Source organism: Lysobacter sp. Hz25 (genome assembly GCF_046097045.1).
GTDB classification, from domain to species: domain Bacteria; phylum Pseudomonadota; class Gammaproteobacteria; order Xanthomonadales; family Xanthomonadaceae; genus Lysobacter; species Lysobacter antibioticus_B.
The window spans coordinates 3,378,220-3,404,894 of sequence record NZ_CP175666.1; the positions used below are offsets into that span (position 1 = coordinate 3,378,220).

Consider the following 26,675-nt stretch of genomic DNA (forward strand, 5'->3'; position numbering starts at 1 on the left):
CTCAGGGCCAGGGCAAGGCGGTCGCCACCGCGCACACGGATGCGATCTCGGCTTCTTCGTCCACGTCCACGCGCCACACTTTCGTCCGGCTGTGCGGGCTTTCGAGCCGCGCATCGCCGCGGACATTGGCCGCCTCGGCCAGGCCGATGCCGAGCCACCCCAGGTAAGCCGCGATCGAACTGCGCACCAACGGCGCGTTGGCGCCGATGCCGCCGGAAAATATCAGATGGTCGATGCCGCCCAGCCGGGTCGCCATGGCGGCGATGCCTTGCGCGGTGCGCAAGGCGAAGATGTCCAGGGCCAGGGCGGCCTCGACGCTGTCGGCGGCGAGCAGATCGCGCGTGTCGCCGCTGAGCCCTGAGATTCCGCGCAGACCGCAGTCGCGGTACAGCGCACGTTCGACCGCGTCGGCAGTCAGGCCGCCGCTGCGCAGCAGATAGAGCAGCGCGCCGGGATCGAGCGTGCCGCTGCGCGTCGCCATCGGCAAGCCATCGAGCGGCGTGCTGGCCATCGTGGTGTCGATGCTTTGCCCATCGTGCACCGCGCAAAGGCTGCAGCCGCTGCCCAGGTGCGCCAGCACCGCGCGCTCGCGGCCGAGCGACGGATGCGCGGAGCGGACCTGGCGCATGGCCGAAGCGAAGGCCAGGCCGTGGAAACCGTAGCGGCGGATGCCGAGCGCATCCCAGGCCCGCGGCACGGCCAGCCGGCGGGTGTTTGCCGGAAGGTGGGCGTGCCACACGGTATCGAACGCCGCGTATTGCTCGACGCCGGGCCAATGATCGGCGACCGCGTCCACCAACGTCAGCGAGGCCGGCTGATGCAAGGGTGCCAGGCCGCACAGGCCGCGCAACCGCTCGCGTTCGGCGGCATCGAGCACACGCGCCCGTGCGGCATCGCCGCCATGGACGATGCGGTGCCCGACCAAGGCCGGAGCGGCGGCCAATTCCAGGGTGTCGATCGCCTCGGCGAACGCGGCGCCCAGGCCGGGATTGGGATTGGGATTGGGATTGGGATTGGGATTGGGATTGGGATTGGGATTGGGATTCGAACTCGGATCGGGATCGGAATCGGCCCATGCGATCTGGATCCGCCGCGACAGTCGTGCCGACCCGGCCGCCGACGAGCCGCTCATCTCGTAGCGCGCCGCCTTGAGCGTGGACGAGCCGAGGTTGACGACCAACAAGGTGCGATCGCCTGACTCAGTCATCGCTCTCGTCTCGCCACAAATGCTCCGGCGCGCCCCAGCCCAGGGCAGCATCGTATTCCTGCGCGTCGAGCCAGGCCGCGGCGCTGCGCTTGAGCAGGGTGCCCGCGGCCAGGAGCGCATGAGCCCAGGTGCAACGGTTGGCGAACATCAAGCCGTCGACGTCGAAGGTTCCGCCGCGATTGCGATAGCCCAGGGCGGCGGTGAGCGCCGGGCCGTCGTCGAGCCTGCGCAACGCGCCCAGGAACGGTTCCGGACGCGTGTGGGTGAGGAACACCCGGGGCCGACCGGGGACGAACCAGCGCCTGACGGTCTCGTCGTCGTGTATGTACTGCGCCTCTTCCTCGTCGCGCGGAGTCCTGAACCGTCCCGGCTCCGCGAGGTAGATCAGGTTCGTCGCCACGCCGCGCGAGCGCAGCCGGCGCCAGGCCTTGCCCGCGGCCGCCAACTGATAGGCCCCAGTGGCCACCAGGTCGATCTCCGCGTCGACCGATCGCTCCAGGAATGCGGCGCCGTCGTACTGCAAGGCCATCGCCTGCTCGGCATCCAGTGCGACCGGCACTTCGCGTTTCGGCACGACCAGGGCGAAGATCCTGCCGTGATCGGCATAGGCCGCCTGCAGCGCCGTGCATGCGCAGTTCGCGTCCGGCGGAAACACGATGCGTACGCAGTCCTGCATCTCCCCCAACAAGGCCTCGACCAGGGTCGGGTCTTGGTGCGACTGCTCGTTCTTGGCGTTCTCCCAGGTGTGCGAGGTCAGGACTAGCGGAACCGACAGCCACCCGGGGGCCCGACCGGCGCGGCGCAACTGGCGGGCGAACGTCAGCTCCTGCCGCAGCGCGCCGAGCATTTTCACCGCGAAGGCTTCGTAGGTGACCACCAGGTTGATGCCGCCCTTGTTGGCCAGCGCCGCGCACACCACCGCCTCTTCGTTAAGCGCGGTAATGACGCCGCCGGCATGAGATTCGGCCACGCCGGGCTCGGGCGACTGCACCCGATGCTTGAGCAGGTCCAGGCTGCGGTCCAGGCGATTGCTGCGCAGTTCATCGGGATTTCCGACGCGCACGCGCAGGTCCGGGTTGGCGGCGGCTATCGCGACGAACTGCTCGTCCAGCGCCGCCATCGGCGAATGGGTTTCTCCGCGCGCGCGCCAGCGCGGCGTCGGCGACGCCGGCGGACGCACCTGACGCGTGGCCAGGGCGTGGTCGCGCTCCAGCGGACGCCGCTGCTGGCCGTGGGTGGCCAGAACGCCGATCGCCTCGCGCAGTTCCGTTTCGGCCACGTGCAGTGTCGCGCAGGCGGCGTTGAACAGCTCGCGCGAGGCCTCGTCGCTGTGCGGATTTCCTGGCAACGGCAGGTTGTGCGCGCGGTTGCTGCCGGCGCCGGGGAAGCCGTAGCCCTTGGGCGCTTGCGCGATGCCGTAGCGCAACGGCGCGGCGGTATCGAACCCGGCGGTGGCAAACGCCTCGATGCGGGTCTGCTGGCGCAACTCGATCTCGTGGATGCCCCAGGCGATGCTGGCCGGGTCGCGCCCATCCAGTCCGACCGGCTGAAAGCCGTTGAGGCGCAGATGCGCATGCAGCCAGCGCTCGCCGCCTTCCTGTGCGATCTGGCTGCGCTGCTCGATCCGCCGCCCATTGAGCACCATGATCGGCGAGACCAGCCCGCTGTCCTGCGGACGCCACCAACGCGGCGCCCAATCGCTGCCGCGTTGCTCCTCGAACGCGCCGTCGCTGAGAAACGCCACCAGCCGTTCGCCCGGCAAGGGCGCATGCACGTAGTGCAGTTCCGCGAAGCCGAGATAGCCGCCTTCCTGCAGGCTGCCGCCGGTGTAGGCGTTGACGTGCGAGCCCAACGGCGAGCTGGGATAGCCGTCGGCGGTGACGCCGTAGGCATAGAAATCGCCGACGAAGTCCGACAGGCGGCGGTCGTCCAGCCCGTAGCGTCCGGCGTGCTCGGGCGTCATGTTCCCGCTCAGCAGGTTCAACGCGTCCACGGCGGCGACGCAGTGCCCCTGGCCCATCAGCCAGGCGCGGGTATCGCCGGTCAGGGCATTGATCGCCAGATAGCCCGCATAGGCCGGCACCATGTTCAACGAACCGCCGGTGTGCCCTTCGGGGTGGCGCTTGAAGTCGTCCGCGCCGAGCGGACTGCCGTCGAGGCGAACGCTGCGGGCATAGGTCATGTGAACGACCAGCCACATCGCGGCGCTGGCGATGCGGTCGGCGGCCGCCAGGCGACGATAGCCGGTGCGCGCATCGGGCAGGATGCGCTGGCCGACCAGGGTCTCGATCAACGCATGGACCCTTACCTGGGTCAGTGCGTCGTGGACGATCGCGCCGTAGCCTGCGGCCCAATGGGCGAAATCGCGATCGTTCGCGCGCCGCCCCGCCGCCTCGGCTTCGATTCGGCGCCGCAGCGGGGCGTCCAGCGCTTCGCTGGTGCCGCAGGCAAGGACGCATTCGTCCGGGGTCGCGTCGTAGATCATGGCTCGGTTCCTCTCTCGATCCTCGCCAGCTGTCCGGCGACGGCGCGCGCGATCGGCCGGGCCAGGCCGATGCCGTTGCTGGGATGGCGGATGCTGTCGGTGCTGACGATGCGCTCCACCCCGGCCCGCTTCAGCAGCTCATGCGCGTTGTCGCTGAAGAGCGGATGGATGACCACGCACACCGGCGGCGGCAGCCCGAGCCGCCGCAGATGTTCGGCGGCCGCGATCAGGGTCCGGCCGGTCGAGACGATATCGTCCACGAGCACCGGCGTCGCATCGCGCAAACGCTCCGGATCGGGGGCGCTGACCTCGACCTGACGGTCGCCGCGACGTTGCTTGTGCAGCACTTGGTACGGTATCCGCGCTGCGCCGGCGATGTCCGCCACCCATTGCGCGCTCTCTTCGTCGGGGCCGATCAGGACCGGATCGCGAACCTCGCGCCGTATCCATTCGGCCAACTCCGGCGCCGATTCCACGCATGCGACCGGAATCCGGTAGAGGTCCTCGAGCGCGGCGATGCGGTGCAGGTGAGGGTCGACCGTCACCAGCCAGTCGACGCTCTGCTCCAGGAACCGGGCGAATACCCGGGCGGCGATCGCTTCGCCGGGACGGAAGCGCGCGTCCTGGCGCATATAGGCCAGGTAAGGAGCCGCCAGCCCGACGCTGCGCGCGCCGAGTTCTCGCGCGGTGTCGGCGACGAAGCGCAACGGCAAGGCCTTGCGATCCGCGCCGTCGAGGCTGGCGAAGACCACCACGTCGGCGCCCGCGAGCGTCTCCTCGATCCTGAGCAGCGACTCGCCATCGGGGAAATGCCGCCACTCGAGCGACCCCAGCCTGGCCTGCAGTTCCCGGCTCACCGAACCGGCCAGCCCGGCATCGTCGGGAAAGGACAGCACTATCGGCTTCATGACGGCGGGCTCCGCACGCTCAAGGTGTCCGGGTGCGCCGCGGCGTAATCCAGCGCATAAGCCAGCTCGCCCCTGGAGCCGGCATGGACCAGGAACAACGGCATCCCGCGTCGGATCGTATCGCCCTGACGCAGCGTGCAGACGACGCCGGCGGTCGGGGTGCGCGGCGCTCCGGCGAGCTTCGCGATACGCGCCAGTTGCCGATTGTTGATGCATGCCAGCACTCCGTCGGAGCGCGCGATATAGGGCTCGACGAAGCGTGCCCGCTCGGGCTCGCGAAAGCCGCCCTGGGCGCTGCAGATCGCCAGGAACTTCCTCAGCGCCGAGCCCGAAGCGAGCGCGCCCGCCGCCTGGTTTCGTCCGCTGCCGGGGGCGATGCCGGGCAACAGTTCGAGCACCGCTCCGGCCACGTCGAGCGCGCGCTCGCGCAGGTCGCTCGGCGCCTGCGGCGAGTTGCGCAACACCTCCAGCACATCGTGCGCTTCGAGCGCCGGGCCGATGCCGCGCCCCACCGGCTGGCGGCCGTCGGAGATGTGCACGCCTATGCGCAAGCCGAGCGCTTCCCCGACGAAGGCCAGGCGCCGGGCGATCGCATCGGCGGCGGCCATCGTGCGCACCTTGGCGGTGTCGCCCACCGGGATGTCGATCAATACATGGGTAGAACCCGCCGCGGCCTTCTTCGACAGGATGCTCGCGACCATCTGGCCGTCGCCATCCAGATCCAGGGGGCGTTCTATCTGGATCAGGATGTCGTCGGCGGGACTCAAGCGCATTCGCCCGCCGGACGCCATGCAGCCGCCCTCGCGGTTCACCACGTCCCGCAGGGCCGCGATGTCGAGATCGACGACGGTCATGGTGGCCATGACGTCGGCCGTCCCGGCCGGCGAGGTAATCGCGCGCGAGGACGTTTTCGGTATGCGGTGGCCGAGCGCGGCGACGATCGATACCACGATCGGAGTCGTGCGGTTGCCGGGCAGGCCGCCGACGCAGTGCTTGTCGAGCACCGGCCCCGTGCCCCAATCGATGCGCTCGCCCATCGCGATCATCGCCCGGGTCAGCGCGACCGATTCGTCCAGATCCAAGCGGTCGCCGGCACAGGCCGTCACGAACGCGGCCAGCTCGATGTCGGACAAGCCGGCCGTCAGCGTATCGCGCAGCACCGCCTCGAACTGGGCCTGGTTCAAACGCGTCCCGAACACTTTCGCGCGCAACACGCTGGCCGAACCGGGAGGCTCGGCATGAGCCAGAGCGACGATCGCGCCAGGCTCCGGCGCGAGCATTTGCCAGGCGGCCTCCGACAATGCGGCTTCGTCGGTGCCCAACCATTCGCCGGTGACGATGTTGAGCAGGGCGACCACCTCGCGCTCGCCGCAGCGCACGCTCACCCGGGTCAACGCGGCGAAGCCCTCGGCGCGGGACACCAGGCAGTCCCGATGCAGGTACAGGACCGGTTGCCGATAGGTATCGATGCCCGCCCGCCGCACCGGCAGCCGGGCGCTCGGCGGCTCGAATTCGGGGCGCTCGTCGCGTTGGGTCGATCGCATGCCGGAGTTCCGAGAAAGCCCGGTCCCACCCTAGAGCAGTGGCTCGAACCGGCATTGATCTCGATCAATACCCGGCCGCGCGCGGGCAATGAACGCCGGTCGGCATGCGCCCTGCTCCATCCGCGTGGCCTGGTCAGTTCCGCGTATGCGGGCGCTGTTCGATCACGCTTTTCAGTATCAGGCGGACGAGCGAGGCATCGCCCGCCGCCCGATGTTCGGTGACCTGCAGGACATAATCGTTACCGGGCCGGAACGCGAAACCTTCCACCTGAGCGCACAACCGCACCCAACCATCGCGGCCTCGTTCGACCACTTGGTACGGCAGGACGGGCTCCCGCCGACCGCACACTTCGCTGGATACCGCATACACGCGCTTCTCGACCATAGTGTCCGCAATGTACTCCTCGCCGCGGGGGGGCGCCGTCGAGGAAGATCTGCGATACGCAGCCGGTCAGCAAAGCCGCCAACATGGGAAGCAATAGTCGGCTCATGATCGATACTCCCGGGTGGCCATGGTGGAGCGGGATCGGCCCTGCAATGGAACGACTTGCGAACCGTCGTCACAGGCTAGGTCCGCCGCCATCGGCGAGGGCTGACCCAGATCAAACCGGAGGCATGCGCAACCGATCCCGCGCTCGCCGGCAGGCTGCCGCGCCGCGCTTCGCTACCGACACGGTGGGCCGAACAGACGCTAGCGCCCGCCGCCGCTACGGAATATCGAAAGCAGGAGCCAAATGCCGGCGAGCGAAGCTCCGGCAAAACCGACCAATCCGAACAAAGGCAGACCGAACAGTGTGGGACCGCCCTCGACCGTCATCGCGATGGACGAACCGACGATCAGCGCGGCGATGACCATGCTGCCCGCCAGGCGATTGGCCGAATGCGCCATCTGGCTGCCGAAGTCGCGCAGCTCGTCCATCCCGATATGCAGCCGCGCCCCGCCCGTACGCATCGCACGCAGCGCGCGCCGAAGATCCTGAGGCAACGTCGCCAGCACCTCGACGGTATCCGCCAACGACTGCACGCCGCGCTGCGCGACCCGGCGAGGATGGAACCGTGCCGTCATGGCGCGGCGCAGGAAGGGCCGCGCCTGAAGCGCCATGTCGAATTGCGGATCGAGGCTGCGCCCCATTCCCTCCAGGGTAAGGCAGACCTTGATCAACAGAGCCAGGTCGGAAGGCAGGGCCAAACGATGCGATCGAAGCAAACTCACCACCTCGAGCAGCATCGCCGCCAGGTCGAGCTGGCCGAGCGGGACTCCGTGATAGCGGTCGATGAACGCATCGATGTCGATGGCCAGTTGCGCTTCGTCCACATCGGCCCGCCCGGTCCAGTCGAGCAATACCTCGGTGACGCGTTCGGGGGCGCGTTCGACCAATCCGAACAACAGGCTCACCACTTCCGCGCGGCGCGCTGGCGACAGTCGCCCCACCATGCCGAAATCTATCAGGGCGATGCGCCCGTCGCGCAACACGAACACGTTGCCCGGATGCGGATCGGCATGGAAGAAACCGTCGTCGAGCATCATTTTTAAAACGATCTGCGCGCCGGTGCGCGCCACCCGAGCGCGATCCAGTCGGGCGGCATCCAACGCGGCCAAGTCGGCTACGGCAATACCGTCGACGAAGTCCTGCACGTTCATCCGTTCGCTGGTACAGAGCCAATGCACCGCCGGAACGACCAGGCGTTCGTCGCCGGACAGATTGGCCGCGATACGCTCGGCATGCCGGCATTCGGCGGCGAGGTCGAGCTCCCCCTGCAACGATGCGTGGAACTGCCGCACCATGCCGACCGGATGGTAGCGGCGCATATCCGGGAATTTCGCTTCGATCTTGCTTGCCGCGTATTGCAACAGCCGCAAGTCGGCCTCGATGAGCGGTCGGATATCGGGACGCCGAACCTTGACGACGACCTCTCGTCCGTCGGGCAGGCGTGCCCGGTGTACCTGGGCGATCGACGCCGCCGCTAACGGCGAAGGATCGAGCCAGGCAAATGCCGCCTCGGGGACCTGCCCCAGCGCCGCCGACATCTCCGAGCGGATCGCCTCGAAAGGCACCGGCGGGACAGCATTTTGCAGACGGCTGAACTCGGCGATCCATTGCGGAGGAAAGAGATCCACTCGCGTCGCCAGGACTTGGCCGAGCTTGACGAACGTCGGCCCCATTTCCTCGAGTGCGCAGCGCACCCGCACATGCGGCGGCAGGGCCACCAACTCCTCGAGGTGCGCGAGCGGCAACACCTTGCCCGCACGCGCGAGCGTCTGCGCAAGCCCCAGCCGGCGCGCCAGATCGCCGAACCCGTATCGCACCAGGATGGCGACCAAGCTGTGCAAGCGGGCGAGGTCCTGGCTAGCGGTCAGCGTCTCCCACATGCGCGAGTACTCCTCGTGTCGCTGCAGCGCGAGCGTTGCCGCAGGGCGGTCAGCGCACGATGGTCAATGGCACCGAGCAACTGACCAGCACTTTGCTGGTCACCGAACCGAGAAACAGACTCTTCAGCGCTGAACGGCCGTGCGACCCCATGATCACCAGGTCGCATCGGTTGGCCTTGGCGAACTTGAGAATGGTGGCTGCCGGATCGCCGACCACCAGATGCTCTTCGCAAGCGGCCTTGGCCCGCTTGAGCATGGCCCTGGCTTTTTGGGTCGCCCCTTTGCCGTTGTCGGCGTGGTAGCGGGCGGCGCCCTGCAGCCCGAGGCTGAGCGCGACGCTGCGCATGAGCGGCTCATCGGCATACAGCAAGTGCATCTCGGGCGGTTCTTTGAGATCGCCCGCGAGTCTTATCGCATGGCGGACCGCGCGCAGCGCGGCGTCGCTGCCATCGACCGCGATCAGGATACGCATGACGGTTCTCCTCAAGGTTTGGATGCCGACAGGATCCGACCGACGCACGCCCAGCGTCTTGATCGAGATCAACGCAAGCGCTGGCCGTCGGCCCGGCCGCAGTCGGACAGGCCGGCCCGACCGCCAGCGGCTGGGCCGGGCCGCCGCGGTTCGCCTAGAAACTGCGCGCCCATATCACCGCCAGCCCCGCCATCGCTGGCCACAACAGCAGCGGGTGCAGCAACGCCCTCGCCCAAGGCCGCACGGGCCGGTAGCCCACGCCATGGACGAAGCCCGCACAGATCGACAGCATCAGCGGGCTCAGCCATCCGTGCGCCGCCGCCGTCATCTCCCCGCCGCGCATCGCCGGCAGGAATAACAAGCCCAAGGACAGGGCCGATGCCAGCAGCAGCGAGACGGCGCGCGCCATCAGTCGTCCTCCAGCACTTCGCGGCGATCGCGCTCTTCGTCGCTGCGCAGTTCGAACCACATGGCGTTGAGCACGCCGAAACAGCAGGCCAGGGCCAGGCCCAGGATCCAGGCGAAGTACCACATCAGTAGGCGCCTCCGGCGTCGTCTTGCGATTCCACATGGGCGCGCGTCACCGTGCCGCGCATGACCCGGAAGGCCCAGGCGCTGTAGGCGAGGATCAGCGGCAGGAAGATCGCCGCGGCGACCAGCATGATGCCGAGCGTGCGTTCGCTCGAGGAAGCGTCCCAGACGGTCAGACCGTGCCTAGGATCCGTCGAAGAAGGCATCAGGAACGGAAACATCGCCAGGCCTGCGGTCAGGATGATGCCGGCGACGGCGGTGCCGCTGGCCAGGAACGCCAGCCACCGTTTGGCGACCAGTACCACCGCGATCAGCGCCGCCACGGTCAGCACCGGCACCGCGGTCATCCACGGATTCAGGGCGTAGTTCGCGAACCAGCCGCCGTCGATCATCAGCACATGCTTGATCAACGGATCCGACGGCGCATCCACGCGCAGGCCGCCGACGATGGCCGGCGCCGGCAGGAAACGCAGCCACACGCCTGCCCCAATGAAGGCCGCCGCAGCTACGGCCGCCGCGATGCGCGCGATGCGCCTGGCGCGGGCGCCGACCGGGTCTTCGACCCGCATGGCGGCGAAACACGCGCCATGCATCACCAGCATGGCCAGGCTGATCAGGCCGGCCAACAGCGCGAAGGGCCGGAACAGGCCGATGAAGTCGCCGTCGTAGACCGGCAGCAGTTCCGGGGTGAAATGGAACGGCACGCCGAGCAGCAGATTGCCGAAGGCCACGCCGAACACCAGCGACGGCACCGCGCCGGCGATGGTCAGCGCCCAGTCCCAGGTCGCGCGCCAGCGTGCATGCGGCAGGCGATTGCGGAAGACGAATCCCACCGGCCGCAGGATCAACGCCACCAGCAACAGCAGCATGGCGAAGTAGAAGGACGAGAACGAAGCCGCGTACAGCAACGGCCAGGCCGCGAACACCGCGCCACCGCCGAGAATGAACCAGACCTGGTTACCCTCCCAGTTCGGCTCGATCGATTCCAGCGCCATGCGCCGCTCGACATCGTCGCGGCCGATCAGGCGCAAGATCGCCGCCAACCCCAGGTCGTAGCCGTCGGTCAGGGCGAAACCGATCAGCAGCACGCCGAGCAGAACCCACCAGATCTCGCGCAGCAGCGAGTAGTCGATCAGGTCGATCATGGCGAGGTCCTCATCGGCAGGGGCTCAGCGGACGCATCGCGCGAGGCCGGCCAGAATCTGAGCCGGTCCGGCCCGGAGCGGATCGCCCGCAACATCAACATGACGTCGACCACGGCCAGGCCGGTGTAGAGCACGACGAAGCCGATCAGGCTCGCCAGCACCTGGGCGGAGCTGGTCGAGGACACTCCGAGAAAGGTCGGCAGCACGCCGTCGATGGCCCAAGGCTGACGGCCGTATTCGGCGACGATCCAGCCCAACTCGGCCGCGACCCACGGCAAGGGCAAGCTCCACAACGCCACGCGCAGGAACAGCGGCCGCTGCAGCCGTCCGCGCGCAGACAGATAGAACGCCCACGCGAACAGGGCGATGAAGAACAGGCCCAGCGCGACCATGATCCGGAACGACCAGAACAACACCGGTACGTTCGGCACTGTGCTCCAGGCCGCGCGCTCGATGACGGCTTCGTCGGCGGTGGCAGGATCGGCGGTGTAGCGCAGGGTCAGCAAGCCGAAGCCCAGATCCTCGCGCAAGGCCATAAAGGCCGCGGCCTTGGCCGGGTCGTCGCGGTCGGCGCGCAGCTCGCGCAAGGCGATATAGGCGGCGATGCCGTTGCGGATGCGTTGGCGATTGTTTTCGACCAGTTCGTGGATGCCCGGCACCTCCTTGTCCAGCGACCGGGTCGCGATCAGGCCCAGCGCCCATGGAATACGCACCGCGTGCGCGGTCTCGCGGCGCTCCATATCGGGCAAGCCGAACACCGTGAATGCGGCCGGCGCCGGATGAGTCCTCCATTCGGCCTCGATCGCGGCGACTTTCATCTTCTGGTTCTCCGACGCCGTATACCCGCTTTCGTCGCCCAGCACCGCCACCGACAAGGCCGCGGCCAGGCCGAAACTGGCCGCCACCGCCATCGAGCGCCGCGCGATCTCGACGTTGCGACCGCGCAGCAGATACCAGGCGCTGATCGACAACACGAACATGGCGCCGGTGACGTAGCCCGCGCTGACGGTGTGCACGAACTTGGCCTGCGCGACCGGATTGAACACCACCGCGGCGAAGTCGGTGATTTCCATGCGCATGGTGCGGAAATTGAACTCGGCGCCGACCGGGTTCTGCATCCAGCCGTTGGCGATCAGGATCCACAGCGCCGACAGATTGGCGCCCAGGGCGGTCAACCAGGTCACGGTCAGATGCTGCAGCTTGCTCAGGCGCTCCCAGCCGAAGAAGAACAGGCCGACGAAGGTGCTTTCGAGGAAGAAGGCCATCAGGCCCTCGATCGCCAGCGGGGCGCCGAAGATGTCGCCGACATAATGCGAGTAATAAGCCCAGTTGGTGCCGAACTGGAACTCCATAGTGATGCCGGTGGCGACACCCATGGCGAAGTTGATGCCGAACAACACGCCCCAGAAGCGGGTCATCTGCTTCCAGATCGGGCGCGAGGTCATCACGTACACGCTTTCCATGATCGCCATGATCACGGCCAGGCCGATGGTCAGCGGCACGAACAGGAAGTGGTACAGCGCGGTCAGCGCGAACTGCAATCGGGACAAGTCGACGACGTGTAAGTCGGGCATGGCGGTTCACCTGGTGGGTAACAGATGCCGGTCGATCGCCGCATCGTCGATATGCGGGCGCTGCGACGGCGAGAAAAACAGCAGGTACAGCACGATCAACAAGGCCAGCTTGAGCGAGATCGTCACGGCGATGCGGCGCTTGAGCGCCTGGCCGAACCGCGTCGGCGCCTGCGGCCCGGGCGCCGATTCGAGCGGCGGGCCGGGCCCGGTCATCGCACCCGCACCCGGTTGTCGACGTCCTTGACCCCGGCGATCAGCCAGGCCGCGTCCTCGACGGTGTTCCGGGCCTGCCAGTCCTCGACCTTGCCCTTGAGAGTGACCTTGCCGTTCTCGTCGACGTCGACGCGGATGTTCGAGGCCTGCACGTCGGCGCGCCGATGCATGGCGTCCTTGATCGAGCGCTTGACGTCCTGCTTGCAGGAGATGCTGCGGATCGCGATCTTGTTGTCGATGTCGATCACCCCGGCCAGGCAGCGCAGGTCTTTCTCGATCTCGCTGCGCTGGAACTGCCAGTCGACGGTGCCGGTCAGGGTCAGGCACCCCTGGTCGACGCTGACCTTGACCGCGCCTCTCGGCAGGGTCGTGTCCCAATCGAGCACGTCGGTCGCCCGCTTGACCAGCATGTCGTCGGAGATGTGCGCGTCGGGGCAACGGACCTCGACGTCGAGGACGACGCCGCGCACCCCCTTTACCCGCTCGACGGCCTGAGCGACCGCGATCTTGTCGGCCAGGCTATGGACGTGGCCGGTCAACTTGACGATGCGCTCGTCCACGCTGACGCCGATGCCGGAAGCGTCGACCCGCGGGTCGAACGCCAATTCTTCCAGGACGTATTTGCGCAAGCGCTCGCTGTTCATGGCCCACTCCGGATAAAACCCGAGGCCATTACGCCCAAGCCGGCGACCGGCCGGCTTGATCCAGATCAAGTGCCTGCCGCATCGCGGCAGTCCCGCCTATACGGCCTATGCGGGTTATCCAGGTGTCGCGCCGCGCGCGTTCCGACGCCGAGCGTTGACCCAGATCAATACGCGCGCTCTGCGCCGGATTGGAATGAGGGTGACGCCGATCGCGGCTGCGGAGAATGCTCATGTACAAGGACCTGATGATCCCGATGACCGGCAGCGACGGCGACGCCGATGCGTTGGCCTTGGCCATTGCGCTGGCGAAATCGAGCGACGCCCACCTGACGGCGCTGGAAATGGTCGACCTGCCCATGCCGATGACCCATCCATGGGGGCTGACGCCCGACGCGGCGACCGCCGATCTCCACGCGGTCTTGCGAGAACGCGGCCAGCTCAACCTCGCGAAGCTCAAACTGCGGCTGGCGTCCGAATGCGCTTCGGCGGAAGCCCTGCTGGTGGAAGCCCTGTACTCCGAGGCGCCTCGCCTGGCCGCCAAGCAGGCCTACGACGCCGACCTCACGATCGTCGCCGGCGCCGTCGGCGATACGGTCGAGTCGATCGTGCCGCACGACTATTTCGTCGCCCTGCTGCTCGAATCCGGGCGGCCGGTACTGGTGGTTCCGCCGCGCTGCGTCCTAACCGTGCCGCCGCGCCGCGTGGTAATCGCCTGGCAGCCTACCCGCGAAACCGCGCGCGCCGTCCACGATGCGCTGCCGTTGTTGGCGGCCGCCGAAACCGTGGAGGTGCTGACGGTGGAAACCGACGATGGCCAGGATATCGAGCCTTCCGCACGCCGGATCGTCGAGCATCTGGTACGCCATGGAATCAATGCTTCGCGCCTCGCACGGCCGGCCCTCGGGCAGACCGTCGCCACCGCGCTGCTGTATTACTCGCGCGAAATGCGTGCGGATCTGCTGGTAGCGGGCGGTTACGGGCATTCGCGCTTGCGCGAGTGGGCGCTGGGCGGCGTCACGCGCGAGTTGCTGATCGCGTCCGACCTTCCCATTCTGTTCGGGCACTGACATGGCCGGCCTTGCGGGTGTCGACCGCTCGCCCTTCTCAGGCGTCCGCCATGCATCGCGTTGATCCGCCTTCTTCAGAATCCGCCGGTCTCGAGGCGGCGCTGCGGCGCCAGTTACGATGGATCGAAGACGATGTCGCGGCGACCCTGCTCGGCCCCGAAACCGCTCCGGCGGCGGCGCCGGCGCCGGTGGACGCAGTCGAGCAGCGCCCATCCGCCGCCGCGGCACCGGACGAACGCACTGTGCTTGCGCGCCTGCGCCATCGGTCGGCCGCATTGCTACGGAAATTGTGGCGAAGGTTCTGATGCCCGTCCCGCGGCATGTCCCGCAGCATCCGCGCGGAACCTTCGCTCAGCCGACAGCCAGGGCCGCCCCTCGGGCTCCTGTCGATACGCAGACCGGCGCATCGATCCACGGCTGGACGGCAGCGCGAATCGCACGTGCGGCCAGTTGCAGCCCCGATCCTTCGTGTTCCAATGCGGTCGTCTCCGGAGTCCGTGCCGGCTCCAATGCATCGCTCGCACCATTGGCCAGGCAAGCCAGTTCCGGGTGCGACTCGATCCGGGTCAGGGATTCATAGCGCCGGTTTCGCGCTGCCGCATCCGCCAGCGACGCCGGCAAGCCCCGATACATCCATAGCCCGGCAAGCCCGACGCCGCCGGCAGGGCTGCCGCGCTCCTCGGCCAATTGCAGCGCGCCGTGCAGGCAGCCGAACGCCAGACTCCGCGCGATCGCTTGCGCCACGGCGGGAGAGCGGCCCGAGGTATACGCCAGACCGAGACGGTCCAGTGCATCGCCGACCCCGATCATGCCGATGCAGAGCCGCAGCGGCTGATCGCCGCCAGGGCCATAGGCCATCGCCGCATCGTCGAGCATGCGCACCGCCAGGGCGGCCGCCGCGCCGAAGCGCTTGTGATCGAAACGGGCCTGGCGCGTGTGCGGATCGGAGACGAAGACCCCGGCGTTGACCACCGCCTGCGGTTCGTTCAACGGCGGCACCGGCGTGTCGGTGCCTGCGTAGCGCAGCAGCCGAGGGTCCGGCAGTATCTGCCAACTTCCGAACGCGAACGCGTAACGGCTGCACCAGTAGGCGCCGCCATTGCCTTCGATCGCGGCCAGCGCCTGAGCGACCCTTTGCCAGGTCGCATCGATGGTCCGGTCGCACAGCCGATCGCCGCTGCGCCAGCGGAAGCGGCTGTCCCAAAGGTCGACCGCATGCGGGTCGGTGAATCGCGTGAGAAGGGTCAAGGCGGTTCCTGACGGCTCGATGCCGGATGGTCTGCGCTGTCACTGTGCCCTTGCCGGGCAGCTCCGCCTTGACCGGGATCAAGCTTGCCGCTTCGCCGCGCTCGCGAATCGCCGGGACGGAAGGGGCTGTTACAAAACGTTACCGGCGGTTACCGGTTTGGAATCGTCCGGCACGCCGGCATGGCTAGCCTTGACTCAACCCCGTCGCGGAATGCCGCCATGTTGCTCGATACCCTCCAACGCTCAGAGCCGTCCAGCGAGACCTGCTTCGGCGCGTCCTCGAGCGGACGCGCCCACGAGACCCACAGCCTGGAGCGGTTGTTGCAGGCTTGGCCCTTGCAGCGCCGCCGGGTCTGCGCGAAACAGTACGTATTCCGCGCGGGACAAGCCCGGCACGCCCTGTATCTGGTGCATGCCGGCTTCTTCAAGACCGCCGTGGTCAGCGAAGACGGTCGCGAAAAGATCACCGGATTCCGCATGCGCGGCGACCTGCTCGGCCTGGACGCCTTGGACATGCCGACCTACGCTTGCGACGTCATGGCGCTGGACACCGGGGAACTGTGGGAGCTGCCGTATGTCCGGTTGCGCGATGAATTGCCGCAGTTCCAGGAACGCATCACCGCGCTGCTCGCCAGCGAGATCCGCCGCGACTGGAGCTGGATGCTGACCCTGGGCACGCTCGGCGCCGAGCAACGCGTCGTTACCTTCCTGTTCGATCTGGCCTCGCGCCTGGAACTATTGGGGTTCAGTCCGAACCGCCTGCAACTGCGCATGACGCGCGCCGAACTCGGTAATTTCCTGTCGCTGACCCTGGAAACCGTCACCCGCGTGCTTTCGCGGCTGCAGGCCCGGGGCCTGATCGGCGTCGCCGGGCGGGAAATTTGCATCAAGGACCGTAACGGCCTGCAGAGCGTACTGCGCAACGACACGGCCTATCACTGAGGCGCGGCACGCTCATCGGCCAGCGGATCCAACGCCCGCGCGACCGCCGCGGCCAATTGCTCGCGTCGGTAAGGCTTTCGCAGCAACTCGAACGCTTCCGCCGTCGTCGCTGGCTCGGCGGCAGTGTCGGTTTCGTAGCCCGAGGTCAACAATATGGGCAATCGCGGCCGCAGCCCCCGCGCGGCGATGGCCAGTTCCTTGCCGTTCATGCCTTCACCGAGCATGACATCGCTGAACAACAACGCGATCGATTCGTCGCCCGACAACCGCTGCAGCGCATCTTCGGCGCTCGCGACCGCCAGCACCCGATAGCCGGATGAGCGCAGGAACGCTACTGCGATATTGCGCACCGCCCCGTCGTCCTCGACGACCAGCACGGTCTCCCCCTTGCCTTGGGCGCGGGTCGCCGCGACCGTCGAGGCGGCCGCAGCGAGCGCCTTTGCGGCCGGAAGAAACAACGCCACGCGAGTGCCGTAGCCCAGCGTGCTGTCGATGCGCAGATGACCGCCGCTCTGCTTGGCGAAACCGTAGGCCATGCTGAGCCCTAGCCCGCTGCCGCGCCCGGCTTCCTTGGTGGTGAAGAACGGCTCCATCGCGCGGGCCAGGATTTCCGGCGCCATGCCGCGCCCGGTATCGGTCACGCTGATGCGCACATAGCGGCCGGCGGCGAGTTCTCCGCCGCCGGCATGATCCCCGACCTGATGCACTTCTGCCTCGACGGTGATTTCGCCGCCGCGCGGCATGGCGTCGCGAGCGTTCAGGGACAGGTTGACCAGCGCCGCGTCCAACTGGGTGGGATCGACGTAAGCCGGCGGCAGATTGTCCTCGCAGCGCACGTACAGGCGCACGCTGTCGCCCAGAGTGCGTTGCAACATCGTTTCGACGTCGCGCAGCAGCGCCGGCACAGCGACGGCTTGCGGCATCAATCGTTGCCGGCGCGCAAAGGCCAACAATTTCCCAGTGAGTTCCGCGCCCCGGCCTACCGAACGCAAGGCGCTGGCGATCAGCTCGCTGGCCTCCGGCTTCTGCTCGCACTCCATCTCCAGCAGTTGCAGGCTGCCGGACAAGACCGTCAACAGGTTGTTGAAATCGTGGGCGATGCCTCCGGTCAGCTGACCGATCGCGTCGAGCCGTTGCGAATGGGCCAATTGTTCTTCGGTACGCCGCCGTTGCACGAAAGCCGCGATCAGGTTGGCCACCGACTGCAGCAAGTGCAGCGCGTCGTGGTCGAAGTGGCGCGGCTGCGACGACACCACCAGCAGCGCGCCCATCGGACGCCCGCGGTCCGACAGCGGCAGCAATGCCGCGCTGCCCGAGCCCGCCGCGATCAGCGGAAAGCGGCGGCCGGTATCGTCGGCGAGGTCCTCCACGACCAGAGTTTCGCCCTCGGCAATGCGTGCGAGCAGTGCTTCGCGGTCGAAACCGATCGGCGAGCGCGAAGCCGCGGCGGCTTCATCGAGCCCGGTCGAGGCCCGTGTAACCACGCTCTGGCGATCGTCGGCGACGAACACGACCGCGACCACCGGGGTATCGAGCGCGGCCGCCAACAGCGCCGGGACGTGGTCGACCACTCCGGATTCGTCCTGAGCCTCGAGCGCAAGTTGGCCGATTCGCGCGGCCAGCGCATCGTAACGGGCCCGTACCAAGGCCTGGCGGGCCCGTTGCGTCTCGGAGATGTCGCGCACCGATGCCAAGTAGCGCGGCCCCTGGCCGCTGTCGATCGGACTGAGCGCGATCTCCACCGGAAACTGCGCACCGTCGAGCCGTTGGCCGATCAGGCTCTGACCGGTGACCCCCATCGGTCGTACGTGCGGTTGCCTCATGTAACGCGCACGGTGATCGCGATGGCGATCGCGCGCGGACGCAGGAATGAGCTGCTCGATGGCGACCTGTTCCAGGCCGCCTTGTGGATACCCGAACAGGCGCTCGGCCTGCGCGTTGGCCTGCACGATCCGTCCGTCGCCGTCGACGACGATGAGCGCGTCCGGAACGGCTTCGAATAAGCCCGGAAACAGCGTGCTTTCGCTCATGCGTTGCGAACCTCGGCCGCGAACAGATAGCCGGCCCCACGCACCGAGCGTATCAATCGCGGCTCGGCGGGATCGTGTTCGATCTTGCGCCGCAGCCGGCCGATGCTCACATCGATGCTGCGGTCGAACGGGCCGGCCTGCCGACCGTGCACTCGGGTCATGAGCTCGTCGCGGCTGAGCACCTGCCGGGGTTTTTCCAGCAATGCCTTGAGCAACTCGAATTCGCCGGTCGTCAAAACCACCTCGGCCCCGGCGGCGTCGGTCAGGCGTCTTGCCCCCAGATCCAGACGGAACCCTTCGAAAGCCAGACCGGCGGCTGTCGCCATCGCCGACGCCCGGGTGGTGGAGCGGCGCAACACCGACCTGGTTCGCGCGAGCAGCTCGCGCAGATCGAACGGCTTGGTCACATAGTCGTCGGCACCGAGTTCCAGCCCCACGACGCGTTCGACCGCCTCGCCGCGCCCGGTGATCACGATGACCGGCCCTCGCCACTCGGTCTGCAGGTGCCGTAGAAGCGACAGGCCGTCTTCGTCCGGAAGCCCGAGGTCCAGCAAGACCAGCTCGACCGTCTCCGAAACGATCAGCGCACGCGCCCGGGCCGCGCTCGAAGCACCGATCACCCGATAACCGTTCGCACCGAAGTATCGCGACAACAAGGCGACGATGTCGGCATCGTCGTCGACTATCAGCAGTCTGGGCAGGGGACCCGCCGAGGAGGTCGCGTCCTTCGCTTCCGATGGCATGGCGGTCGTTGGACTCGTAGGAAACGTGGAAAGAATGGGCCGATCCGGCGGCGCCCGCAAGCTCGGTCGGCGTCGATTGATCTATATCAAGGCATCCATGGCGCGCCTGGCCCAAAGTCGAGAACGACTCAGTCCGAGGGACGTTCGATGGACGGTACGATGCGAGCGGCGGTCGCGCACCGCCTGGGCGTTCCGCTGACGGTCGATCGCCTGCCCATTCCCACGCCCGGCCCCGGCGAGATTCTCGTCAGGATCCGCGCAAGCGGCGTCTGCCACACCGATCTGCACGCGGTGCAGGGCGATTGGCCGGTCAAGCCCGCGCTGCCTTTCATTCCCGGGCACGAAGGCGCGGGCACGGTCGCCGAGGTCGGGGCCGGAGTGAAGCACCTGCGCCCGGGCGATTCCGTCGGCATCGCCTGGCTGCACCACGCCTGCGGCCGCTGCGAGTACTGCATCACCGGCTGGGAAACGCTGTGCGAGCTGCAGCGCAACAGCGGCTATAGCATCAACGGCACCTTCAGCGAGTACGCGATCGCCGATGCGGCGTACGTCGCGGCCCTGCCCGACCGCTGCGACTTCGTCGGGCTGGCCCCCATTCTTTGCGCCGGCGTCACCAGCTACAAGGGCATTCGCGAGACCGAGGCGCGTCCAGGAGAGTGGATCGTCATTTCCGGCATCGGCGGTCTGGGCCATCTGGCGATCCAGTATGCCCAAGCGATGGGCCTGCACGTGGCCGCGATCGACGTGCGCGAAAGCAAACTCGAACTGGCGCGTTCGCTCGGCGCCGAGATCGTCGTCAACGCCAACGATCTCGGCGCGCTGGAAGACGTACGCCGAGGCACCGGCGGCGGAGCGCAAGGCGTGCTGGTCACCGCCGTCTCGCCCAGCGCCTTCGCCCAGGCGCTCGGCATGGTTCGGCGCAAGGGCACGATCAGCATGGTGGGGCTTCCGCCCGGAGAGTTCGCGACCCCGATCTTCGATGTGGTGCTCAAGCGCATCACCCTGCGCGGCTCGATCGTCGGCAACCGCCAGGACCTGGCCGAGGCGATCGCGATAGCGGCCAGCGGCAAGGTCGAGGCCATGGTCGAGCCCTATCCGCTGGATCAGGTCAACGCCGTACTCGACCGCCTGCGGGTCGGCGAAATCGAAGGGCGTGCCGTGTTGGATATGAGCCTGGTAGCCTGACGTGGCGCCTTGGCTTACAAGTCTGTCGCGATGAACCTTTTCTCGCCCGAGATCAATGGCTTGGTCGTCGCTCTGGGCATCGGCTTGCTGGTCGGCCTTGAGCGCGAGCGTGCCAAGGGCGGCGGTCCGCTGCGCGAGCCCGCCGGCATCCGCAGTTTTATCCTGTGCAGCTTGGCCGGGGCGGTCGCCTCGAGTCTCGGAGGCATGGCGTTGTTGGTCGCAGGCGCGTTCCTGGGCGCGCTGGTCACCGCCGCCTACCTGAGCACGCGCGATCACGACCCGGGGCTCACTACGGAAATCGCGCTGCTGGCCACCCTGCTGCTCGGCGCCCTCTCGATGCGGTCGCCGGCCACGGCCGCTGCGTTGGGCGTCATCGTCGCGGTCGTGCTGGCCAGCCGACAGCGCCTGCACCGCTTCAGCAAACACGTACTGACCCGGCAGGAATTGCACGATCTGCTGCTCCTGGCGGCGGCGGCCTTCGTGGTCCTGCCGCTGCTTCCGGATCGGAGCATCGATCCCTGGGGTTCGCTCAACCCGCGCAGGCTGTGGATTCTGGCAGTCGCCGTGATGGCCATCGGCTCGGCAGGCTATATCGCCTTGCGGTTGTTCGGGGCCAAACTGGGTTTATCGATCGCCGGGTTGGCCGGCGGCTTCGTCTCGAGCACAGCGACTATCGCCGTCATGGCCGATCGCGCTCGCGCGACGCCGGAACTAGCCCCCACCGCCGCCGGCGCGGCGCTGATGTCCAATGTCGCCACCGTCGTGCAGTTGGCGGTCGTGATCGGGGCCTTGTCGCCCGCGATGCTCCATTGGGCCACGCCGGCCCTGGCGGCGGCGGGCATCGTCGTGGCGGCGGCGGCGTGGCTATCGGCCGCATCGTCGCCGTCGACAGCGGCCCCGGTGCGCAAACCGATTTCCAAGCGGCCGTTCGAACCGCTGGCGGCGCTGCGCTTCGTCTTCTTGCTCGCCGCGATCATGCTGGGCGCCGCCATCGCCCAGGCGTATCTCGGCGCAGCCAGCCTGCCCTGGGTATTGACCGCCTCCGGATTGGCCGACGTGCACGCCGCCGCAGCGTCGGCCGCTCAGTCGATGACGCGGCTGCCTGGCGATGCCGCTTTGGCGCAAGCGGGGCTGATCGGCGCATTCGTCGCGAACTCGATGGTGAAATGCCTGGTCGCCGCGATCAAAGGCGGCCGACGCTTCGCATTGCGGCTGATCCCGGGCATCGTCGCGATGACGACTGCCTTTGCGTTGGCCGCTCACCTGGCCTGAAGCGCAGGCACCGGCTCGATCACCCCGTCACGGCTGGCGCGCTTGCCGGGCCAGCAGTTCGTAACGTTGCCGGTACAGATCCAGAGTGGCCTCGTCCAATTCCTCCAGGTCCATCAATCCGTTGCTGGCCGCTTCGGTGACGCGGATCAATTCGTCGAGCTTGATCTGAATCGCCTCGGTGTCGCGACTCTGGGTGTTCTGGATGAGAAAGACCATCAGGAAGGTGATCACGGTGGTGGCGGTGTTGATGACCAACTGCCAGGTATCGCTGAAATGAAACAAGGGGCCGGTCACCAACCACGCCAGGATGATCGCGACGGCTGCCGTGAATGCCAACGGCCGTCCGGCGAAGCGCGCCGACAGCTTTGAAAACCGGTCGAATGCAGGTACCCAGCCCATGACGTCCGCCTCGCACTCTTCACTTCTTGGAAAACGCCGCCCGACTCGATCCGGTCACAAAGACAGTTCATGGATCACTTGACTGGCATTGTCGGGATCGATTCGCACATGAAAACCGAGATAGGTCGCGAGATCGCGCATTTGGACGTTCTCGGCCAGATCGATCGAGTACATGCGGCGAATGCCGCGCTTCCGCGCAATCTCGATCAGGTGCTTCATCAACGCACTGCCCAACCCTTTGTTCTGCCAGTCGTCGAGCACCGTGACGGCGCATTCGCAACTGTTTCCGTCGGCCGAGGCACTGTAACGGCCGACGCCGACGATACGCTCCGCGCTGCCGTCCGGCACCACCGCGACGAACGCCACTTCGCTCGCCGGGTCGATATCGACGAGCCGATCGATGAGCTGCTCTCCCGGACACTTGATCTGACCGAGAAAACGGAAGCGCCTGGCTTCGGAAGAAAGTGCTTCCAGAAAGTTCCGTTCGGCGGTCCTATCCTGCGGCGCGATCGGCCGTATCAGCACTTGGCTGCGGTCGCGCAGCGTCTGCGACCAACGGCCGGACAGCGCCGGCGACGAAGCGGAGAAAGGGGTGGATGACGTGTTCACAGAGAGCTCCTGCGACGGGTTCGTAGCGCACCTTAGCTCTCGGACGGCCGGGGCCATTGACCTGGATCAAGCACGAAACGGCTATCGGCCACCAATTTGACCGACATCAACACCGCCAGGACCGTGGCGATCAGGATGAACACGGCGAAACGGAGACAACAGCATGTTCAAGGACATACTGGTTCCCTTATTGATGGGCGACATCCCCTGCCCGGCTCTGCGTGCAGCCTGCGCTTTGGCTTCTACGTGCGACGGCCAGGTAACCGCCTTGGTGGGCGTCAGCCAGATCGCTCCGGTCGCGCAGGCCTGGAAGCACTATCCGCCGGGGATCTATCGGAACATGGGCGAGTGCGCCATGGCCACCACCCAGGCCATGGCCGACGCTGCACGACGCTGGATGGTCTGCGCACAGGTGCATTTCGAAATAAGCCAGTCGCAAGAGTTCTGGTGCACGCCGGGCGAAATCTGCATCGGACCGGCGCGCCGGTCCGACCTCATCGTCCTTGGGACCATCGACGGCGACGAACGCGAAGCGCAGCAGCGCCTGCTGTCCGAGATATTGCTGGGATCCGGGCGGCCGGTGCTGATCATCCCGCCGTCCGCCCCGCCCCCGACCAGCTCCGGCAAGGCCAGCTCCGGCAAAGCGGTGGTCGCTTGGAAATCCTCGCGCGAATCCGCGCGGGCGCTGCACGACGCGCTGCCGTGGTTACGGCAGATGCGCGCGGTCGACCTGTTGATGGTCGACGAAGAACACGAGGCCTCGAATCGCCATTGCCTCGATGCTTTGATGGTCGGCCATCTCGAGAACAACGGTATCCAAGCGCGCCTGGTCAGGCGCCGGGCATCGGCCGGCCAAGTCGGCGCCGTCGTTGCGGCGCACGCCGTGGAAGCTCAGGCGGATTTGCTGGTGGCCGGAGGTTACAGCCGGTCTCGGTTACTTGAACAAGTGCTCGGAGGCACTACCCGCTACCTCACCGAATACGCGCCGGTGCCGACTCTGCTTTCTCATTGAGCGCGGCGCGGGTCGTTCCTGCGACCGGACCGCGCGCATGGGATCGGCAGCGAGTACCGAGGCGCCGGCTCAGAACACCTCTCGGATGTCGGTGATCTTGCCCTCGGTGATCGTGATCAACACGCTCTTGCCGGTCAGGTAATACTCGAAACGCTCGGCGATGGTCGCGCCGTATTTGTTCTGGATCGGGACGATGCGATCGGGCTTGCCGGCGACATGCTGGAGCGTGCCGACGGTGTCGCCGACGTTGATCAATTTGTTGCCGAACGATACCGACTGGGCCCAGGCCGGCATGGCCAGACTGGCGGCCAGGGTCAAAGCGATGACGAGACTGCGCATGGGAACTCCGTTTCACGTGGGGGAACCGCCGACCGCGGGTAGCTGTCGTCGGCCGGCGATGGTGGACTCGACGCTCGCTGCGGGCTGAGGCGACCGGGCCTGTGATCGCCGTTAACGTAATGCGGAACGGCAGCCCGGCGATGTGATGACGCTCTCGGTGTTACATGCCGCTACGTCTAATCGACACATACGGCCAACCGACACGCGATGCCAAGCCTGCGCCCGCTGCGAGCGCAGGGGCTCGTCGCCCAGTCCGGATGGCCCGAAGCGGTTCCGAATCCGGCTCCGGATCAGCGCTTGCGCCGCGCCAGACGCCGGTGGTTGGCCGACACCGTGCGCGCGACCGGCGCCAGCCCGGCCGAGAGGATGCGTTCGCCGCTCTGGGCGCCGCGGACCCACCAGTCGGCCGGCGACGGCATCGACCAGGGCGTCCATGCGCCGCTCATGACGTTGGACCAGGCGTCGTAGTAGGCCTCCCACAGCGCCCCGGACATCGCCCACGAGCCTTGCAGGGCGGCCGTCCATTTTTCCTCGAGCATGCGCTGCCACTCGCGTTGGTCCTGGGCCGAGGGATCGGCGCCGGCCGCGGCGAAACGCATCAGGCGCTCGGCGATGACGAAGGGCGCGGAATACGCGACGTTGGAGAGTTGCGTGGTCGAATGCGCGCGGCGTGTCATGGCTCATCCCATCGGATCGGAAAAATCCAGTCTGACAGGGCCATGCGTTGCCCACGTGACGAAGCATCGCATTGCAGCCGCCAAGCCACTGGCTGAACGATTAAGCCGACATCACGGCATTTCTGTCCCGCACAGGCAAAAAACAGGCCCGCCGTTGCCGGCGAGCCAAGAGGAGAGATGAGATGAGAGATGCGCAGGTGAAGGGCTGTGCAGATGAGGAAGGCGCGGATGCTTACGCGGCAGGCCACTCCGGCTCATCGGAGCCTTCGACGCGATTGAACAGATGGTCGACGCGCTGGAAGAAGTCGGAGATGTTCTCGAACACCTCGTGACGCAGCGCCAGGCCGCCGGCCTCGCGAACGAAGTACTTGAACACCCAGCCGTTGTCGGCGCGCTCGAATTCGCCGGTCTTTTCCGCAGGGGTCGGGGTCATGTCGATCTCCATGAAATGCCGGCATCCGTCCCTGCCGGCAGGGTGTAGGCGTTGCGCCCGATGCATTATCGCAAGCGGCGCTCGCACCGACTGAGATAGCCGAAAACGCGAAAACCCCGGCGCGGGCCGGGGTTTCGAGTCGCTGTAGCAGTGCTGGCGAAGAGTGGATGCGGAACTCCTCGCCGGGCGATGTTCAAGCTTGCGGCCGCGTCAACGCCCGATGCCGCATGCGGTTCGCATCGCCTGCCCCAGCTTCGGCCCAGGCCACGCAGCGCGCCGGATCAACGCACCAAACGACCGCGGAACGCCGGCACCAAGGCCCCTTCGGCCAACTTGCCGTTCGGCTTCCAGACCACCGTCTGGGACGGAAAGGATTTGTCTTTCGCATAGGCCGCGGCCTTGCCGGCGAGCAACTTGACCGCGCCGCGCGCGCCGGGATTCCAGGCGAACACGCCTTCGCGGCCGTACCAGACCACCGGCGTTTGCGAGTCCAGGCGGCGGTCCGGGCACAGGGTATAGTTGCGTTGCTCGATCACCCGCAAGGCGGCGACGGGAATGCTCCTGATGCCGGGCCCGGTGCGTTCGGGCGAATGGTCGGGACACACGCGCGAGGCGCGCGCGATGGCTTCGTCGTAGACCTGGCGGTCGCCCGGGGCCGCCTGCGCTACGGACGCCGCGGCCAAAGCCCATCCGAAGCAAGTGGCGAAGATCTGCGCTTGGCGGTTCATGGAAACTCCTTACGTTTAACGATTGCGTTGACGCGCTTCGAGCGACGGCCCAACCGGCCATGCAGAGCATAGCAACCGTAAATGGCTCTTCGATGCAGTACCAATGGCGGATGGACTCCATCGCAAACCAACGCGAAACGGGGGCGATGCAGGCCCTGCGAACGACTGGAAACGCCGTTCATCGACCGCCGCCGACGCTACCGGAAGCCTCTGGCCGGGCGTGTGAAATCCGCGCTTCTCGCACGCTGGCCGCGGCCTTACGAGCACTCGCTCAGTCGGGAAAACGGCTTGCGATCAATCTACGGCGAAGCCGTCTCAGGGCCTGCGCCCACGCCCGCGTTTACGCCCGGCGCGTAGATATCCGGTACGTACCGCTCCATCAAGGTCTGCGGATGACGCGGCGCGGTGAAGCCGTAGCGGGCATACAGCCGGTGCGCATCGCCGGTCGCCAGGGTGAAACGGCGCAGCCCCTGCAACTGCGGATGCGCCAGCACCGCCTCCATCATCCGCTTGCTGAAACCGCGGCCGCGGCATTCGGGCAACACGAACACGTCGACCAGGTTGGCGAAGGTGGCGTAGTCCGACACGACGCGTGCGAACGCGACCTGGCGGTCGCCGAGGAAGCCGCCGAAACACAGCGAGTGGGCGATGGATTTCTCGACCAGAGCCAGCGGGATGCCCTGGGCCCAGGTGCTGTGCTCGGACAAAAACCGATGCACGAAGCCGATGTCGATATGTGCGCGTTCAGAGGTGATGCGTAGTTCGTTCATTCCCCAGTCTCGATGGATGGCCGATCGCCGCGGCGAGCCGATCCATCCGCGACGAGGGATCGCTGCCCATGAACCGGTAATTTTGCCGCCGATTGCCGGCGCGCGCATCCGCCTGCCTTGGCGGCGG

Annotated in this window: 29 protein-coding genes; 6 read left to right on the forward strand and 23 right to left on the reverse strand. The window is 67.2% G+C overall.

Annotated features, from left to right (window positions below):
* Window position 1 precedes the first annotated feature (1 nt).
* The 13 genes from ACKN61_RS13780 to ACKN61_RS13840 all read right to left on the reverse strand — a co-directional run bounded on the left by ACKN61_RS13780 (window position 2) and on the right by ACKN61_RS13840 (window position 13,094).
* The gene (locus tag ACKN61_RS13780) at window positions 2-1,207 is read right to left on the reverse strand and encodes an acetate/propionate family kinase (protein ID WP_408950017.1); all 1,206 of its coding nucleotides are present in this window, start codon (window positions 1,205-1,207) and stop codon (window positions 2-4) included.
* On the reverse strand, window positions 1,200-3,692 hold the full coding sequence (locus tag ACKN61_RS13785; RefSeq protein WP_408950018.1) for a xylulose 5-phosphate 3-epimerase: 2,493 nt from the start codon (window positions 3,690-3,692) through the stop codon (window positions 1,200-1,202). The genes ACKN61_RS13780 and ACKN61_RS13785 overlap by 8 nt, the downstream gene beginning before the upstream one ends.
* Window positions 3,689-4,600, reverse strand: a complete 912-nt coding sequence (locus tag ACKN61_RS13790; protein ID WP_408950019.1) for a ribose-phosphate pyrophosphokinase — start codon at window positions 4,598-4,600, stop codon at window positions 3,689-3,691. The genes ACKN61_RS13785 and ACKN61_RS13790 overlap by 4 nt, the downstream gene beginning before the upstream one ends.
* Window positions 4,597-6,144: a thymidine phosphorylase family protein gene (locus tag ACKN61_RS13795; RefSeq protein WP_408950020.1), complete on the reverse strand. Its 1,548-nt coding sequence runs from the start codon at window positions 6,142-6,144 to the stop codon at window positions 4,597-4,599. The genes ACKN61_RS13790 and ACKN61_RS13795 overlap by 4 nt, the downstream gene beginning before the upstream one ends.
* Window positions 6,145-6,277: 133 nt before the next feature.
* Window positions 6,278-6,529, reverse strand: a complete 252-nt coding sequence (locus ACKN61_RS13800; protein ID WP_408950021.1) for a DUF4377 domain-containing protein — start codon at window positions 6,527-6,529, stop codon at window positions 6,278-6,280.
* Window positions 6,530-6,835: 306 nt separating this feature from the next.
* Window positions 6,836-8,515 (reverse strand): ABC1 kinase family protein, encoded by a 1,680-nt coding sequence (locus tag ACKN61_RS13805; protein WP_408950022.1) that lies wholly within the window; start codon window positions 8,513-8,515, stop codon window positions 6,836-6,838.
* Window positions 8,516-8,564: 49 nt separating this feature from the next.
* Window positions 8,565-8,987 carry a universal stress protein gene (locus tag ACKN61_RS13810; protein ID WP_408950023.1) on the reverse strand — a complete coding sequence of 141 codons (423 nt, stop codon included), beginning with the start codon at window positions 8,985-8,987 and terminating at the stop codon, window positions 8,565-8,567.
* A 154-nt stretch (window positions 8,988-9,141) separates the two neighbouring features.
* The gene (locus tag ACKN61_RS13815; protein ID WP_408950024.1) at window positions 9,142-9,396 is read right to left on the reverse strand and encodes a cyd operon YbgE family protein; all 255 of its coding nucleotides are present in this window, start codon (window positions 9,394-9,396) and stop codon (window positions 9,142-9,144) included.
* Window positions 9,396-9,521, reverse strand: a complete 126-nt coding sequence (cydX, locus tag ACKN61_RS13820; RefSeq protein ID WP_408950025.1) for a cytochrome bd-I oxidase subunit CydX — start codon at window positions 9,519-9,521, stop codon at window positions 9,396-9,398. The genes ACKN61_RS13815 and cydX overlap by 1 nt, the downstream gene beginning before the upstream one ends.
* Window positions 9,521-10,663 carry a cytochrome d ubiquinol oxidase subunit II gene (gene cydB / locus ACKN61_RS13825; protein ID WP_408950026.1) on the reverse strand — a complete coding sequence of 381 codons (1,143 nt, stop codon included), beginning with the start codon at window positions 10,661-10,663 and terminating at the stop codon, window positions 9,521-9,523. Before cydB ends, cydX begins: the two co-directional genes overlap by 1 nt.
* Entirely contained in the window at window positions 10,660-12,237 is a 1,578-nt protein-coding gene (locus ACKN61_RS13830) for a cytochrome ubiquinol oxidase subunit I (protein ID WP_408950027.1), read from the reverse strand. Before ACKN61_RS13830 ends, cydB begins: the two co-directional genes overlap by 4 nt.
* A 6-nt stretch (window positions 12,238-12,243) precedes the next feature.
* Complete coding sequence (gene cydP / locus ACKN61_RS13835) at window positions 12,244-12,450, reverse strand: cytochrome oxidase putative small subunit CydP (RefSeq protein WP_408950028.1); 207 nt, start codon at window positions 12,448-12,450, stop codon at window positions 12,244-12,246.
* The gene (locus ACKN61_RS13840) at window positions 12,447-13,094 is read right to left on the reverse strand and encodes a BON domain-containing protein (protein WP_408950029.1); all 648 of its coding nucleotides are present in this window, start codon (window positions 13,092-13,094) and stop codon (window positions 12,447-12,449) included. The genes cydP and ACKN61_RS13840 overlap by 4 nt, the downstream gene beginning before the upstream one ends.
* Before the next feature lie 230 nt (window positions 13,095-13,324).
* On the opposite strand from ACKN61_RS13840, the gene ACKN61_RS13845 reads away from it, so the two are divergent.
* Window positions 13,325-14,161 carry a universal stress protein gene (locus tag ACKN61_RS13845; RefSeq protein WP_408950030.1) on the forward strand — a complete coding sequence of 279 codons (837 nt, stop codon included), beginning with the start codon at window positions 13,325-13,327 and terminating at the stop codon, window positions 14,159-14,161.
* Between the two features lie 50 nt (window positions 14,162-14,211).
* Entirely contained in the window at window positions 14,212-14,466 is a 255-nt protein-coding gene (locus ACKN61_RS13850) for a hypothetical protein (protein ID WP_408950031.1), read from the forward strand.
* 46 nt (window positions 14,467-14,512) lie between these two features.
* Here ACKN61_RS13850 and ACKN61_RS13855 read toward each other — a convergent pair whose 3' ends face one another.
* The gene (locus tag ACKN61_RS13855) at window positions 14,513-15,409 is read right to left on the reverse strand and encodes a hypothetical protein (protein ID WP_408950032.1); all 897 of its coding nucleotides are present in this window, start codon (window positions 15,407-15,409) and stop codon (window positions 14,513-14,515) included.
* Window positions 15,410-15,628: 219 nt separating this feature from the next.
* Here ACKN61_RS13855 and ACKN61_RS13860 point away from each other — a divergent pair, with 219 nt between their 5' ends.
* A complete protein-coding gene (locus ACKN61_RS13860; RefSeq protein WP_408950033.1) occupies window positions 15,629-16,351 on the forward strand; it encodes a helix-turn-helix domain-containing protein in 723 nt (240 codons plus the stop codon).
* On the opposite strand, the gene ACKN61_RS13865 is transcribed toward ACKN61_RS13860, so the two are convergent.
* Entirely contained in the window at window positions 16,345-18,381 is a 2,037-nt protein-coding gene (locus tag ACKN61_RS13865; protein WP_408950034.1) for a PAS domain S-box protein, read from the reverse strand. The genes ACKN61_RS13860 and ACKN61_RS13865 overlap by 7 nt on opposite strands.
* Window positions 18,378-19,124, reverse strand: coding sequence for a response regulator (locus tag ACKN61_RS13870; RefSeq protein WP_408950035.1), 747 nt, complete (start codon window positions 19,122-19,124; stop codon window positions 18,378-18,380). Before ACKN61_RS13870 ends, ACKN61_RS13865 begins: the two co-directional genes overlap by 4 nt.
* Window positions 19,125-19,271: 147 nt before the next feature.
* On the opposite strand from ACKN61_RS13870, the gene ACKN61_RS13875 reads away from it, so the two are divergent.
* Together ACKN61_RS13875 and ACKN61_RS13880 are read left to right on the forward strand one after the other, a co-directional pair.
* The gene (locus tag ACKN61_RS13875) at window positions 19,272-20,309 is read left to right on the forward strand and encodes a zinc-dependent alcohol dehydrogenase (protein ID WP_408950036.1); all 1,038 of its coding nucleotides are present in this window, start codon (window positions 19,272-19,274) and stop codon (window positions 20,307-20,309) included.
* A 30-nt stretch (window positions 20,310-20,339) separates the two neighbouring features.
* Window positions 20,340-21,581: an MgtC/SapB family protein gene (locus ACKN61_RS13880; RefSeq protein ID WP_408950037.1), complete on the forward strand. Its 1,242-nt coding sequence runs from the start codon at window positions 20,340-20,342 to the stop codon at window positions 21,579-21,581.
* 27 nt (window positions 21,582-21,608) lie between these two features.
* Here the strand turns inward: ACKN61_RS13880 and ACKN61_RS13885 are convergent, their stop codons facing one another.
* On the reverse strand, window positions 21,609-21,917 hold the full coding sequence (locus ACKN61_RS13885) for a low affinity iron permease family protein (protein WP_408950038.1): 309 nt from the start codon (window positions 21,915-21,917) through the stop codon (window positions 21,609-21,611).
* A 117-nt stretch (window positions 21,918-22,034) separates the two neighbouring features.
* Window positions 22,035-22,589, reverse strand: coding sequence for an N-acetyltransferase family protein (locus ACKN61_RS13890; RefSeq protein ID WP_408950039.1), 555 nt, complete (start codon window positions 22,587-22,589; stop codon window positions 22,035-22,037).
* Window positions 22,590-22,752: 163 nt separating this feature from the next.
* Here ACKN61_RS13890 and ACKN61_RS13895 point away from each other — a divergent pair, with 163 nt between their 5' ends.
* The gene (locus ACKN61_RS13895; protein ID WP_408950040.1) at window positions 22,753-23,601 is read left to right on the forward strand and encodes a universal stress protein; all 849 of its coding nucleotides are present in this window, start codon (window positions 22,753-22,755) and stop codon (window positions 23,599-23,601) included.
* A gap of 69 nt (window positions 23,602-23,670) precedes the next feature.
* Here ACKN61_RS13895 and ACKN61_RS13900 read toward each other — a convergent pair whose 3' ends face one another.
* From ACKN61_RS13900 to ACKN61_RS13920, 5 genes are all read right to left on the reverse strand, one after another.
* Window positions 23,671-23,940, reverse strand: a complete 270-nt coding sequence (locus tag ACKN61_RS13900) for a hypothetical protein (RefSeq protein WP_408950041.1) — start codon at window positions 23,938-23,940, stop codon at window positions 23,671-23,673.
* A 290-nt stretch (window positions 23,941-24,230) separates the two neighbouring features.
* Window positions 24,231-24,617, reverse strand: a complete 387-nt coding sequence (locus tag ACKN61_RS13905) for a hypothetical protein (protein ID WP_408950042.1) — start codon at window positions 24,615-24,617, stop codon at window positions 24,231-24,233.
* 232 nt (window positions 24,618-24,849) lie between these two features.
* On the reverse strand, window positions 24,850-25,050 hold the full coding sequence (locus ACKN61_RS13910; RefSeq protein ID WP_408950043.1) for a hypothetical protein: 201 nt from the start codon (window positions 25,048-25,050) through the stop codon (window positions 24,850-24,852).
* A 281-nt stretch (window positions 25,051-25,331) separates the two neighbouring features.
* Window positions 25,332-25,778: a hypothetical protein gene (locus tag ACKN61_RS13915; protein ID WP_408950044.1), complete on the reverse strand. Its 447-nt coding sequence runs from the start codon at window positions 25,776-25,778 to the stop codon at window positions 25,332-25,334.
* Window positions 25,779-26,077: 299 nt separating this feature from the next.
* Entirely contained in the window at window positions 26,078-26,548 is a 471-nt protein-coding gene (locus ACKN61_RS13920) for a GNAT family N-acetyltransferase (protein WP_408950045.1), read from the reverse strand.
* Window positions 26,549-26,675: the final 127 nt, after the last annotated feature.

What these genes read in the sequence shown, in the direction of transcription:
- ACKN61_RS13780 (WP_408950017.1), bottom strand. Translation starts at nt 1,207, where the DNA reads ATGACTGAGTCAGGCGATCGCACCTTGTTGGTCGTCAACCTCGGCTCG.
- ACKN61_RS13785 (WP_408950018.1), bottom strand. Translation starts at nt 3,692, where the DNA reads ATGATCTACGACGCGACCCCGGACGAATGCGTCCTTGCCTGCGGCACC.
- ACKN61_RS13790 (WP_408950019.1), bottom strand. Translation starts at nt 4,600, where the DNA reads ATGAAGCCGATAGTGCTGTCCTTTCCCGACGATGCCGGGCTGGCCGGT.
- ACKN61_RS13795 (WP_408950020.1), bottom strand. Translation starts at nt 6,144, where the DNA reads ATGCGATCGACCCAACGCGACGAGCGCCCCGAATTCGAGCCGCCGAGC.
- ACKN61_RS13800 (WP_408950021.1), bottom strand. Translation starts at nt 6,529, where the DNA reads ATGGTCGAGAAGCGCGTGTATGCGGTATCCAGCGAAGTGTGCGGTCGG.
- ACKN61_RS13805 (WP_408950022.1), bottom strand. Translation starts at nt 8,515, where the DNA reads ATGTGGGAGACGCTGACCGCTAGCCAGGACCTCGCCCGCTTGCACAGC.
- ACKN61_RS13810 (WP_408950023.1), bottom strand. Translation starts at nt 8,987, where the DNA reads ATGCGTATCCTGATCGCGGTCGATGGCAGCGACGCCGCGCTGCGCGCG.
- ACKN61_RS13815 (WP_408950024.1), bottom strand. Translation starts at nt 9,396, where the DNA reads ATGGCGCGCGCCGTCTCGCTGCTGCTGGCATCGGCCCTGTCCTTGGGC.
- cydX (WP_408950025.1), bottom strand. Translation starts at nt 9,521, where the DNA reads ATGTGGTACTTCGCCTGGATCCTGGGCCTGGCCCTGGCCTGCTGTTTC.
- cydB (WP_408950026.1), bottom strand. Translation starts at nt 10,663, where the DNA reads ATGATCGACCTGATCGACTACTCGCTGCTGCGCGAGATCTGGTGGGTT.
- ACKN61_RS13830 (WP_408950027.1), bottom strand. Translation starts at nt 12,237, where the DNA reads ATGCCCGACTTACACGTCGTCGACTTGTCCCGATTGCAGTTCGCGCTG.
- cydP (WP_408950028.1), bottom strand. Translation starts at nt 12,450, where the DNA reads ATGACCGGGCCCGGCCCGCCGCTCGAATCGGCGCCCGGGCCGCAGGCG.
- ACKN61_RS13840 (WP_408950029.1), bottom strand. Translation starts at nt 13,094, where the DNA reads ATGAACAGCGAGCGCTTGCGCAAATACGTCCTGGAAGAATTGGCGTTC.
- ACKN61_RS13845 (WP_408950030.1), top strand. Translation starts at nt 13,325, where the DNA reads ATGTACAAGGACCTGATGATCCCGATGACCGGCAGCGACGGCGACGCC.
- ACKN61_RS13850 (WP_408950031.1), top strand. Translation starts at nt 14,212, where the DNA reads ATGCATCGCGTTGATCCGCCTTCTTCAGAATCCGCCGGTCTCGAGGCG.
- ACKN61_RS13860 (WP_408950033.1), top strand. Translation starts at nt 15,629, where the DNA reads ATGTTGCTCGATACCCTCCAACGCTCAGAGCCGTCCAGCGAGACCTGC.
- ACKN61_RS13865 (WP_408950034.1), bottom strand. Translation starts at nt 18,381, where the DNA reads ATGAGCGAAAGCACGCTGTTTCCGGGCTTATTCGAAGCCGTTCCGGAC.
- ACKN61_RS13870 (WP_408950035.1), bottom strand. Translation starts at nt 19,124, where the DNA reads ATGCCATCGGAAGCGAAGGACGCGACCTCCTCGGCGGGTCCCCTGCCC.
- ACKN61_RS13875 (WP_408950036.1), top strand. Translation starts at nt 19,272, where the DNA reads ATGGACGGTACGATGCGAGCGGCGGTCGCGCACCGCCTGGGCGTTCCG.
- ACKN61_RS13880 (WP_408950037.1), top strand. Translation starts at nt 20,340, where the DNA reads ATGAACCTTTTCTCGCCCGAGATCAATGGCTTGGTCGTCGCTCTGGGC.
- ACKN61_RS13895 (WP_408950040.1), top strand. Translation starts at nt 22,753, where the DNA reads ATGTTCAAGGACATACTGGTTCCCTTATTGATGGGCGACATCCCCTGC.
- ACKN61_RS13900 (WP_408950041.1), bottom strand. Translation starts at nt 23,940, where the DNA reads ATGCGCAGTCTCGTCATCGCTTTGACCCTGGCCGCCAGTCTGGCCATG.
- ACKN61_RS13905 (WP_408950042.1), bottom strand. Translation starts at nt 24,617, where the DNA reads ATGACACGCCGCGCGCATTCGACCACGCAACTCTCCAACGTCGCGTAT.
- ACKN61_RS13910 (WP_408950043.1), bottom strand. Translation starts at nt 25,050, where the DNA reads ATGACCCCGACCCCTGCGGAAAAGACCGGCGAATTCGAGCGCGCCGAC.
- ACKN61_RS13915 (WP_408950044.1), bottom strand. Translation starts at nt 25,778, where the DNA reads ATGAACCGCCAAGCGCAGATCTTCGCCACTTGCTTCGGATGGGCTTTG.
- ACKN61_RS13920 (WP_408950045.1), bottom strand. Translation starts at nt 26,548, where the DNA reads ATGAACGAACTACGCATCACCTCTGAACGCGCACATATCGACATCGGC.